General features: G+C 44.0%; 8 protein-coding genes. All 8 read left to right on the top strand.

The annotated features are described in order from the left end of the window. The first annotated feature begins 1 nt into the window (after position 1). The 8 genes from AACQ79_RS13455 to AACQ79_RS13420 all read left to right on the top strand — a co-directional run bounded on the left by AACQ79_RS13455 (position 2) and on the right by AACQ79_RS13420 (position 12,143). Entirely contained in the window at positions 2-1,021 is a 1,020-nt protein-coding gene (locus AACQ79_RS13455) for an efflux RND transporter periplasmic adaptor subunit (protein ID WP_373433510.1), read from the top strand. A gap of 1 nt (position 1,022) precedes the next feature. After that, positions 1,023-4,169, top strand: coding sequence for an efflux RND transporter permease subunit (locus tag AACQ79_RS13450; protein WP_170899215.1), 3,147 nt, complete (start codon positions 1,023-1,025; stop codon positions 4,167-4,169). Between the two features lie 231 nt (positions 4,170-4,400). After that, positions 4,401-5,831, top strand: a complete 1,431-nt coding sequence (locus tag AACQ79_RS13445) for a transporter substrate-binding domain-containing diguanylate cyclase (RefSeq protein ID WP_170899214.1) — start codon at positions 4,401-4,403, stop codon at positions 5,829-5,831. Positions 5,832-6,375: 544 nt separating this feature from the next. After that, positions 6,376-8,496: an anaerobic ribonucleoside-triphosphate reductase gene (nrdD, locus tag AACQ79_RS13440; RefSeq protein WP_026028505.1), complete on the top strand. Its 2,121-nt coding sequence runs from the start codon at positions 6,376-6,378 to the stop codon at positions 8,494-8,496. A gap of 23 nt (positions 8,497-8,519) precedes the next feature. Continuing rightward, on the top strand, positions 8,520-8,987 hold the full coding sequence (gene nrdG, locus AACQ79_RS13435) for an anaerobic ribonucleoside-triphosphate reductase-activating protein (RefSeq protein ID WP_013867863.1): 468 nt from the start codon (positions 8,520-8,522) through the stop codon (positions 8,985-8,987). Positions 8,988-9,049: 62 nt separating this feature from the next. Then, the gene (locus AACQ79_RS13430) at positions 9,050-10,231 is read left to right on the top strand and encodes an amino acid aminotransferase (protein WP_013867862.1); all 1,182 of its coding nucleotides are present in this window, start codon (positions 9,050-9,052) and stop codon (positions 10,229-10,231) included. A gap of 28 nt (positions 10,232-10,259) precedes the next feature. Further along, positions 10,260-10,880, top strand: a complete 621-nt coding sequence (locus AACQ79_RS13425) for an ATP-dependent zinc protease family protein (protein WP_013867861.1) — start codon at positions 10,260-10,262, stop codon at positions 10,878-10,880. Between the two features lie 315 nt (positions 10,881-11,195). Continuing rightward, positions 11,196-12,143, top strand: a complete 948-nt coding sequence (locus AACQ79_RS13420) for an exopolyphosphatase (RefSeq protein ID WP_170899213.1) — start codon at positions 11,196-11,198, stop codon at positions 12,141-12,143. Positions 12,144-12,356 lie beyond the last annotated feature (213 nt).

The raw sequence follows: 12,356 nt of genomic DNA, 5'->3' as shown, positions 1-12,356 counted from the left end.
TATGAAAAGGCGAATTTGGATTGCGTGTATTGCCTTAATCACGAGCGGTTATTGGGCCGTTGGCTATGCTGATGATCGTTATATCGTGACCTATGAGCAGATACCACAGCAGATTGCATTTGAAGGTGTTGTCCAGCCAGTTAACAAAGGGACAGTTGCGGCTCAAACCTCTGGTCGAGTCGTTGGTGTGTATGTCGACGTTAACGATTTTGTTAAAAAGGGCGACGTGCTATTAGAAATCAGCGCTATTCAGCAATCGGCTTCTTTAGACGCATCTCAAGCTCAGTTAACCAGTGCAGAGGCTCGAAATCGTGAAGCTCAAGCTCAACTAAAGCGTTATCGACTGCTGTTTCCTAAAGGTGCGATTTCACAAGACCAAATGGATGGCGCTGAAGCTCAAGCTCGAAGTGCTGCTGCGGCCGTCAAGGCGGCAAAAGCCGCAGTCGTGCAGGCGAAGGAGTCACTTGGATACACCAATATTACCGCCCCTTATGATGGTGTCGTGACGGAGCGACATGTAGAGCTGGGTGAAACGGTGGCTCCGGGTACTGCGCTGCTCAGTGGTTTCTCATTCAATGAGTTGCGTGTTGAAACGGCCATTCCGCAGCGCTATCAGCCTGCAGTCACCAATGTTGCTCAATTCCAAGTCATTATGCCTACGGGCGATAAAATAACCCCAATCGATTACAGCTTATTCAGTTATGCCGACCCTCAATCACATACATTCAAAATCCGTCTTGAACTGCCTCGTGTAGATCAAACTAACAAGCTCGGGCAAGTGATGCCAGGAATGTGGGTCAAGACAGAGTTTAATTATGGTCAACGTGAGGTGATGCTCATTCCTGTTGCCGCTGTGATTCGCCGAGCAGAACTGAGTGCCGTATATCGCATCGTTGATGATAAACGACTGCTAAATCCAGTGCGATTAGGGCAAACCTATGGTGAATATGTGGAAGTATTATCTGGCTTGGAACAAGGCGATACGGTTGCAAGCCGTGTATTTACACAAGTAGGTGAGTGATATGGATAATCGTTTAGGCGTCTCAGGACGTATTGCCAAAGCTTTTCAGACTTCAGCGATGACGCCGTTGCTCGCGATTGTTGGGTTACTGATGGGCGTTTTTGCGGTAATGGTTACTCCTAAAGAAGAAGAGCCGCAAATCGATGTGACCTTTGCCGATGTGTATATTCCTTTTCCCGGAGCTTCTCCGGCGGAAGTGGAAAGTTTAGTGACGAACCCAGCAGAGCAGATCATCTCTGAAATTGAGGGAATTGATAAAATTTACTCTTTTTCACAACCCGATGGTGCGATGATTGTGGCTATCTTTGATGTCGGCGTTCCTAGAAACGACGCCGTGGTTCGTATTTATAATAAACTCTATTCCAATAAAGATTGGATGCCAAAAGGCGTTGGGGTGGGCGAGCCGATCATCAAACCTAAAGGCATTGAAGATGTGCCTATCGTCAGCATTACGTTATCCGATAAAACGGGCACTTTGGACAACCAGCAGTTAACGCAAGTGGCCCATGGTTTAGAAACAGAGCTCAAACGCATTAATGGTACACGAGATATTTATACGATAGGTCGCCACCCTACTATTGTTGATGTACGTTTAGACCCCGTTAAAATGAACAGCTTTGGCATCACGTTAGATCAACTGAATCAGCATCTTCCTGCGGCGAACCACAGCTCTCCAATGTTGAAACTGACGCATGAAAATCAGCAGTTTCCCGTCCAAATTGGTCAGTTTTTAACAAAAGTTGAAGAAGTAAAGCAATTGGTGATTGGGCTGCATAACCAGACACCGATATATTTAGCGGATGTCGCTACGGTTCAATTGGGTGTTGATACATCAACCCAACAAGTTTGGACCAGTGATAAGCAAGGTATTTATCCAGCAGTTACCTTAGCCATCGCTAAAAAAGGAGGTGAAAACGCCGTTCGTGTGGCTGAGATGGTTGAAGCTCGAGTTGCAGAACTTGAAAATCAGTTAATTCCACACGGAATCAGTGTTGAAATCACGCGTGACTACGGGAAAACCGCCGCCGATAAAAGCAATACATTGATCGGTAAATTGATTTTTGCAACCACTGCAGTCGTTATTTTGGTGGTTATTGCGATGGGATGGCGCGAGGCTATCGTGGTCGGTATGGCTATTGTTGTCACCTTGATGATGACACTGTTTGCATCATGGGCATGGGGTTTTACACTCAACCGGGTCTCGCTTTTTGCGTTAATTTTCTCTATTGGCATTTTAGTGGACGATGCCATTGTTGTTGTGGAAAATATCCACCGTCATATGGCGTTAGGTAAGCGCAAGCTGGTGGATCTCATTCCTACGGCGGTTGATGAAGTGGGTGGACCCACAATCCTTGCCACCTTAACCGTGATTGCCGCACTATTGCCAATGGCCTTTGTCTCTGGGCTTATGGGCCCGTATATGAGCCCAATTCCCATCAATGCTTCGATGGGAATGCTGATTTCATTGGCGGTTGCATTTGTCTTTTCACCTTGGTTAGCGGCCAAGTTTCTTAAGCCTTCATCGCATCAAGCACAATCTCAATCAACTCAAGGCATCTTTCACCGAATCATGAATCCTTTCGTGGTCTCGGCTGCACAAAGACGTAACCGCTTTTTCTTGATGCTTGCGGTATTTGCGCTTATTGCTGGCTCCCTATTACTGCCAATCACAAAGGCCGTGGTTTTAAAAATGCTGCCTTTCGATAATAAATCAGAGTTTCAAGTGGTATTGGATATGCCTGAAGGGGCGTCGCTTGAGAAAACGCAACGCGTTTTATTTGAACTTGGCGCGGTGTTAAATAGCGTGCCTGAAGTCAGTGGGTATCAGATTTACGCAGGTACAGCCGCACCGATCAACTTCAATGGCCTTGTGCGTCATTATTTTATGCGCAATCAAGCCAACCAAGGCGATATTCAGGTGAACCTGTTAGGGCGAAAAGAGCGCGATAAAGATAGTCATACGATTGCAAGTGAGGTACGCCCCAAGCTTAATGAGGTTGCCAGCCGATTTGGCGGTAAAGTCAAAGTCGTTGAAGTTCCACCGGGGCCACCCGTTTGGTCACCTATTTTAGCGGAAGTTTATGGTCCGACACATGACATTCGGGCACAAGCGGCAAGGATGCTACGCGGGATCTTCCACGAAACAGCGGATATTGTCGATATCGATATGTATCTACCGGAAGTGCATCAAAAATGGCAAGTAGTGATTGATCGCAGCAAAGCGTCACACTATCAAGTACCTTATGCTTCGATAGTCGATGCTTTGGCGACGGCCGTCGGTGGAAAGCCGATCACCTATTTGCACAGTGAGCACAGCAAGTACCCAATCCCCATTCAAGTGCAAGCTAGTGAAAACGCCAAAGTCCGATTAGATCAAGTGTTGAACATGAAAGTAGCGAGCACTGCGGGCAGTGCATACCCATTGTCTGATTTAGTCACTATTCGCCAAACTCAAATGGATGACTACATTGTGCATAAAAACCTGTTACCAATGGTGATGGTGGTGGCGGATATGACGGGTGAAACAGACAGCCCCTTATACGGTATGTTTGAAATGGTGTTCAACATCAATGCACTTGGCCTACCTGTGGAACAGTATTATATCCACCAACCTACAGGGTTAAATGGTGTCGAAATCTTCTGGGATGGTGAATGGACGATCACTTATGAAACATTCCGCGACATGGGCATTGCCTACGCGGTTGGGATGATCCTTATTTACTTACTGGTTGTCGCGCAGTTTAAGTCCTACCTTGTTCCGTTGATCATTATGGCTCCAATTCCACTGACGATTATTGGCGTCATGCCCGGCCATGCGTTACTTGGTGCTCAGTTCACCGCCACGTCGATGATTGGGATGATAGCACTCGCGGGGATTATTGTACGTAACTCCATCTTGCTGGTTGATTTCATTAATCAGCAGGTTGAAGAAGGTGTGGCATTTTCCGAAGCGGTTATTCAGTCGGCGGCTGTTCGTGCTAAACCCATCATGCTTACCGCTTTAGCGGCCATGATCGGGGCGGTATTTATTTTAGATGATCCCATTTTTAATGGCCTAGCCATTAGCCTGATTTTCGGCATCTTTGTTTCTACCGTCTTAACTTTATTGGTTATTCCTGTTTTGTATTATACGGTTATGCGTCATTGATCTTTCTGTTCTAACTATTCCCTTGCTCTAACTATAAAAAGGGCGCTGAGTAGTCAGCGCCCTTTTTGTCAGCTTTAAAATGTCAGCAGGCAATGGATATTAAAAATGCAGTTTTAAATAGGTAGATTACGGATAAATTCGCTATGATTATAACTAAAGATGTTTCATAACAAGAAAAGCGGTGCGAGCTTAATCGTGTTTGAGTCAACTAAACTCCCCAGTTAGGAAAACATGAAACTGAAATCTGCGTTATTGATAATATTTTCTCGAGTGATGGCTGTATTGGCGCTGCAGCTTCCAGTCATCGCTTCTACGGCAGAAGTCGGCGAAGCGCTCTCCAGCGAGCATGATCTTTCTCAACCTCTGGTCATTACAAGCTCAGCCAAGTGGAAACCGTATTCGTATATTAATAAGCAAGGAGAGCCTGCCGGAATCTTAGTCGATTATTGGAAAGTCGTTGCTGAGCAAAGCGGGTTCGATGTTGAATTTAAACTAGTAAGCTGGAACGAATCACTAGAGCTGGTTAAACATGGGCAAGCCGACGTTCATGCGGGTCTAATTCAATCACCTGAGCGAGATCTGTTCCTCGATTTTGGACCTGAAATTATGGCGATCGAGACGCACGTATTCTTAGATCAACACTTACTCGGTACGGATTTTGACAAAATATTTTCAGGTGAAATCGATATTAAGGTTGGCGTTGTATCGGGTGGCTATGAGGCGTATTACGCAGCTCAATATTTACCTAAACTAAACTTGGTCCACTTTGCCACGAATGAAGATATGTTGTATGCCGCTTCCAGTGCAAAATTAGAAGGGTTTATTAGCGATTATCAAGTCGCTAATCTCTTTATGTTTACAGAAAATAGCCCGAAAAAATATGTGCCAGTTAAGTATCTCTATTCTGAGCCGTTGCGCTTTGGGGTGAAAGAGGGCAATGACGTTCTTTGGCAGAAGCTCGCAAATGCGACAGATAAGGTATCTGATGCCTCTAAAATGCAGTTATTTAGTCGCTGGATCTACATGGAAACGGTTTACCCAAAATATTTTATCCCGATCATCATTAGCGTAGCTCTGATGGTTCTCTGTATTTACATCTTGATGTTAAGACGCGCAGTCATACATAAAACCATCGATTTAGAGAGAGCAAATCACTTGCTAGAGAAATTGGCGCAAACTGATGAGCTAACAAAAATCAGTAATCGCCGACACTTCCAATCAAAGATAGCAGAATTGCAAGGAACTCCCGTCCCCTTTACCTTATTGGTGTTTGACATTGATAACTTTAAGCTAATCAATGATCAGTTTGGTCATGAAGTGGGTGATCAAGCCATTATTCATGTGGTTAGACATGTACAGAGAAAGTTATCCAATAATGACTTTATTGCTCGTTTAGGTGGAGAAGAGTTCGCCATTATTCTTACTCTCTATGCCTTTGAAGAGGTCAAATTGAAAGCTCAATATATCTGTCAATCTGTCTATGAAAATCCAATGCGAGTAGCCAGTGATACCATCACGCTCAGTATCAGTTTGGGTGGCGCCTATTACGATCTTGTTCCTGATAAGGTCTCACTTACTGTTGCGGACAGTTTAATGTACCAAGCCAAGTCGGCGGGTAAAAATCGTGCTGTAGTTGTTAAAGTCGATCAATGTGCGGATTGATCATTCCTATTAACTTCATTTCGGCCATCTATTATCACTTGGCTCGCCCGAGGACAGTGTTTCAAGAAAAGCCATTCCAAGAAAAGTATGGATGATGTTTTTTGGCAACGAAATGACCTCGATTAATCATGAAATAGTGTGCTGGAATTCGACATTTCATGTCGCTAATGTGAGACTTTGTGCCCAAGTCGCGAAAGAGGGAATAAAGAGTATTGCTGCCGCTAATCGACATACACATTTTGATTTTAACATCGCAATACCTCACTGATCGAATCCGAAGGCTTAGCCTATCAGGTTCGGTGAAATTTCAAGAGGAAAAATCAAAAATTTGCAATTTTCATCGTTTCTTTTCTAAGTGAGATCTACTACTCCAAGATCGCATTGATCTTGTTCAATGCTCGGTTTTTATTGATCCAAATCAATACCCTAAGTTGGGAGTTTTCGTTAAATGCACCACAATATATTGTGTCAGTCGGATAATAAACTGCTCTATATAGTGTATTTGTGGATAACTCTGTGAGTATGCTAGGGGTAAGGAGAAATGGTGAAACCTATCGTAATCAAACGTGACGGATCGAGAGCCCCGTTCAACCGTGATCGCATTCAATCTGCCGTGGAAAGTGCAGCTGAACATATTGATAAAGAGATCGCTATTTACGCACTCAATGTGGCGTTGGCGGTAGAACTGAAGCTCAAAGATTACGATGAAGTCCATATCGCCGAGATTCAAACCTTAGTAGAGAACGAGCTAATGCAAGGGCCCTATAAAGCATTAGCTCGTTCATACATCGAGTACCGACACGATCGTGATATCGCGCGTGAAAAGCAAAGTGCCTTGACGCAAGAGATTGAAGGCCTTATCGAAGAAAGTAATGCCGATCTGCTCAATGAAAATGCGAATAAAGACGGCAAAGTTATCCCAACGCAGCGTGACTTACTGGCTGGTATTGTGGCGAAACACTACGCTAAAACCCGCATTTTACCGCGTGATATTGTGCAAGCGCATGAAGAGGGTGATATCCACTATCATGACTTGGATTACGCTCCCTTTTTCCCAATGTTTAACTGCATGCTGATTGATTTAAAAGGCATGCTCACTCATGGCTTTAAAATGGGTAATGCGGAAATTGATACGCCAAAATCAATTTCAACCGCCACCGCAGTGACCGCGCAAATTATCGCTCAGGTTGCGAGCCATATTTACGGCGGCACCACCATCAACCGTATCGATGAAGTGCTTGAACCTTATGTGACAGCCAGTTACGACAAACATTTAGAAATAGCAAAAGAGTGGGATATTCATCATCCCGAAGCCTTTGCTATGTCCCGTACAGAAAAAGAGTGCTACGACGCATTCCAGTCACTTGAATATGAAGTCAACACTTTGCATACCGCGAATGGGCAAACTCCGTTTGTCACTTTCGGCTTTGGTCTAGGGACCAGTTGGGCCTCTAAATTGATTCAACAGTCAATTTTGAAAAATCGCATTGCTGGCTTAGGCAAAAATCGTAAAACGGCTGTATTCCCTAAATTGGTATTTGCCATCAAAGATGGCTTAAATCATAAAGCGGAAGATCCAAATTATGACATTAAACAACTCGCATTAGAGTGTGCGACCAAACGCATGTACCCGGATATTCTCAACTACGACAAAGTAGTTGAAGTTACTGGTTCATTCAAAACCCCAATGGGTTGCCGCAGCTTCTTAAATACCTATGAAGAAGGTGGTGAGCTGATTCACGAAGGGCGGAATAATTTGGGGGTAGTCAGTCTCAATTTACCTCGTATCGCGCTGAAAGCGGGCCGAAATATTGAACAGTTCTACACATTACTCGATAAAAAATTAAAACTGGCTCGCCGTGCTTTAGAAACTCGCATCAGCCGCCTTGAAAAAGTCAAAGCACGCGTCGCACCTATTTTGTATATGGAAGGGGCATGTGGTGTTCGTTTAAAAGCCGATGATTCTATTGCCGATATATTCAAAAATGGCCGAGCATCTATCTCTTTGGGCTACATCGGTGTGCACGAAACCATTACTGCACTCTATGGCAGTGATACACATGTTTATGATGATAGTGAACTGCGAGATCGCGCGTTAGATATTATTAAATACCTGAAAGGGGCCGTTAACCAATGGGCGGAAGAAACCGGTTACGCATTCAGTTTGTACGGTACGCCAAGTGAGAATCTCTGCAGCCGTTTCTGCCGTATCGACACCAAAGAATTTGGTGTGATTGAAGGCGTAACGGATAAAGGTTATTACACCAATAGCTTCCATTTGGATGTGCAAAAGAAAGTTAATCCATACGATAAGATTGATTTTGAGATGCCATATCCAGAGGTTTCAAGTGGTGGTTTTATCTGTTATGGAGAGTTCCCGAATATGCAGAAAAACATAGAAGCGCTTGAAAACGTTTGGGATTACAGTTACAGCCGTGTTCCTTATTATGGGACCAATACGCCAATTGATGAGTGCTATGAATGCGGTTTTACTGGCGAATTTGAGTGTACGAGTAAAGGGTTTACCTGTCCTAAATGTGGTAACCACGACTCATCCAAAGTCTCCGTAACCCGCCGCGTGTGTGGCTACCTTGGTAGCCCAGATGCTCGTCCGTTTAACTTCGGTAAACAAGAAGAAGTTAAACGTCGCGTTAAACACTTGTAAGTGATAGTGAGTAACCTGTTGGCATGAATTATCACCAATATCATCCGATTGATGTTGTGAATGGCCCGGGGACGCGTTGTACGCTGTTCGTCTCCGGCTGTGAACATCAGTGCAAAGGATGTTACAACAAAGGGACTTGGTCGCTGCATTCTGGCCACACTTACAATGAGCAACTAGAGCAGCAGATCATCACCGATTTGAACGACACGCGCATCAAGCGCCGAGGATTATCCTTGTCGGGTGGCGATCCCTTACACCCGCAAAACCTTACTTCTATTTTGCAATTGGTTAAACGAGTAAAGACTGAATGTGTGGGGAAAGATATCTGGTTATGGACGGGATATACCCTAAACGAACTCAGTGATGCTCAAAGACAAGTCATTGAATATGTTGATGTCTTGATTGATGGAAAATTTGAACAGGATAAAGCCGATCCAAGCTTAGAATGGCGAGGCAGTGCCAATCAAATAATCCATCAATTTAAACTGTAAAAATTATGTATCTAGTGCTAACTTGAAGGTCATTACTTGAATTTCAAAGGGTTGTGACCTTCATGTTTTCACATTTACCAACACCAACACTCGATCCAATACTTTCATTATCGGTTGCATACCGCAACGATCCTCGCAGCGAAAAAGTTGACCTAGGCATTGGCGTTTATCGTAATAGCCAAGGAGAGACGCCGATTATGCGCGCCATTGCCAAAGCGCAAGAGCACGTGATTGCCACACAAACCACTAAATCGTATGTTGGGCTTGCTGGGTGTGAAGAGTTTAACCAAAGCATGGTGAACTTATTATTGTCTGGCACTTCAGTGCTTGATCGTGTGGCTGCGATTCAAACGCCCGGAGCAAGTGGTGCGCTGCGTATGCTCGGTGACTTAATGCACGTAGCACAACCAGAAACGACGGTGTGGATTACTGACCCAAGTTACGTCAATCATAAACCTGTGATGGAAGCGGCGGGTTTAAAAGTGAAATATTATTCTTACTTCTGTCGCGAGACTAAGCAAGTCGATACTGCACGGATGCTTGATGATTTATCGCAAGCAGGGCCAAAAGATGTGGTGCTTATCCATGGTTGCTGCCATAACCCAACTGGCGCGGATATTGATTTCGCCGCATGGCAAGCGATCACCAGTCTTGCGCAGAAAAATGGCTTCATCCCTTTTGTTGATGTTGCCTACCAAGGGTTTGGTGAAGGTCTTGAAGAGGATGTGAAAGGGCTGCGTTTTATGGCAAACAACGTCGAAGAGATGTTGATCACCACCTCTTGTTCAAAGAACTTTGGTCTCTACCGAGAACGAACTGGTGCCGCGATTGTTGTCGGTAAAAACGCACAAGATGTAGCGAATGCAAAAGGTAAATTACTAACGTTAGCCCGTTCGACCTATACTATGCCGCCCGATCATGGTGCTGCACTGGTGAAAACTATTTTACAAAATCAAGCATTAACCGCGATTTGGAAGCAAGAGTTAAGTGAAATGCAACAGCGTTTGTTAAACCTGCGTCAAACCTTGTGTAATCATTTGAGAAATCAGCACAATACTTCACAATTCGACTTTATCGAAAGTCACAAAGGGATGTTTACTGTGCTAGGCTTTACTCCAGAACAGATGGCTCAGCTACGTGATCAATATGGAATCTATGGGGTAGGTGATGGCCGAATTAACATTGCAGGCTTATCAGAACAACATATTCCGTATGTTGCTCAAGCCATAGTGAATGTCTCTTAAATATTTATCAGTTTGATTAGGTGGGTCAATGAAACAACACTTGAAACTTATTGCTCTTTTAATGTTGAGTACTGGTTTGATGGCATGTAGTACGCTAAACCAAACCTCAACACAACCAGAGCAAAAGCCAAAAGTTGAAGAGCCAAAACAACAAAATACTGAGGCACAAAAACCGGTTGAAAAACCTTCAAAAGAGCCAGTGGTGGTGAAGGCCAAAAAAACCTCTGATGGTAAGCTTATTTTGGGCGAAAAAGAGTGGGTTTATGTGCCGAGTTTGAACGAAAGCTTCAAAGCGCGTATCGATACCGGGGCGGCCACCTCTTCAATTAGTGCCGTGGATGTTGTTGCTTTTGAACGCGATGGAAATGATTGGGTCAAGTTCAGGATTGAACACGATGACATCAAAAGTGATGAGATAAGTTTACCTGTTGAACGCTGGGTCAGAATTCGGCAATCCAGTGCAGAGGGGACACAAAGACGTGCGGTCGTTGTCGCTTGGATTGAAATTGGTGATCTCAAAGAGAGAACCGAATTTACGCTTGCCGATCGTACACATCTGACTTACCCACTGTTACTTGGTCGTAGTTTCTTTAAAGATGTAGCGCTTGTTGATGTGAGCCGAAAGTACGTGCAGGATAAACGTAAATAGATATACCTTACTTCTTAGCTCAACCTAGCAGCCAGCACTTGTTGCTGGCTTTTTCTTACCTCCAACTCCCTAGTTGTAACAGCAGTCTTCATTCCTCATTACTTTATTCGATATTTGCTCAATAAAATGATGCGCTGTGTTGAATAATGTTTGAAAACCATTATGTTAAGTTTGTTAAAAAGACGATGGCGTCTAAAATGAAAACATACCACCTGCATTGGTAAACCTAAAAGGTGTTAACTCAGGATCTGATATACAAAACACTGCTTAAACCCACGCCGAGCAGTGATATGACTGCTAATAAGGAAATTGTCTATGTCTGAGCATCAACAAGCTGAAAGTAAATTTAGATTAGTGACACGCAGCGATTTTGATGGGCTGGTTTGTGCCGTGTTGCTCAAAAAACTCAACCTAATTGACGAGATCGTGTTTGTTCACCCAAAGGATATGCAAGATGGGAAGGTGACGACAACTGAGCGTGACATTGTCACTAACCTGCCTTACGTCGCTAATGCTCACTTAATTTTTGATCATCACTTATCGGAAACTATTCGCAATCAAGGTGAAAGGCCGAATCATATTATTGATCCAAACGCGCCGTCTGCCGCGCATGTAGTATGGCAATATTATGGCGGACTAGATACGTTTCCCACTCAGTGGCAAGAGATGCTGATTGCTGTCGACAAAGGTGACTCCGCGCAGTTTACTCGGGATGAAGTGCTTGATTCTGCGGGATGGAATTTACTGAATTTCCTGATGGATGCAAGAACAGGTTTAGGGCGCTTCCATGAATTTCGTATCTCCAATTATCAGTTAATGATGGATCTTATCGACTACTGTGCGAACCACTCCATTGCCGAGATTCTTGCTCTGCCGGACGTTCAAGAGCGCGTTACTTTGTACCGTGAGCATGAAATTCTATCTAAACAGCAGATTCAACGTTGTGTCAAAGTCTATAAAAACCTTGTCATTCTTGATTTGACGGGCGAAGAAATTATTTACGCGGGGAATCGGTTTATCATTTATGCCTTATTTCCCCAGTGTAATATCTCGATTCACAAAATGTGGGGCTTTCAGAAGCAAAATATCGTGTTTGCTACGGGGAAATCTATTTTTGATCGTGGCTCGAAAACCAATGTGGGCGGATTAATGCTCAAATATGGTGGTGGAGGCCATCAAGCGGCTGGAACGTGCCAAATTGCTCTTGAAATGGCCGAGCAGGTAGAAAAAGAGCTGATCAGCCAAATTACCACAGATGGTTAAAGTCGATGAAGCCCTGCATGGCAGGGCTTTTTATCTCATCGCGGCGTTTTCTATACGTTTCGTTCCTAAAACCACAAAGTTACCAATTCTTATTGCGACGCACCACTTACCAGCAATGCCAAGTTGTTTCGTTATAATTGCAGCTTGGGGTTTCGTAAATCTTATTTTTCTCTATACTTACCCAAGTGACTGAATTATTAATAGTTTACACCG

Origin of the sequence: Vibrio sp. 3-2(1), assembly GCF_963887575.1 — a bacterium.
Lineage (GTDB): Bacteria > Pseudomonadota > Gammaproteobacteria > Enterobacterales > Vibrionaceae > Vibrio > Vibrio anguillarum.
Note: the sequence above shows the minus strand (reverse complement) of the source record. Positions and strands in the feature narration are given on the sequence as shown.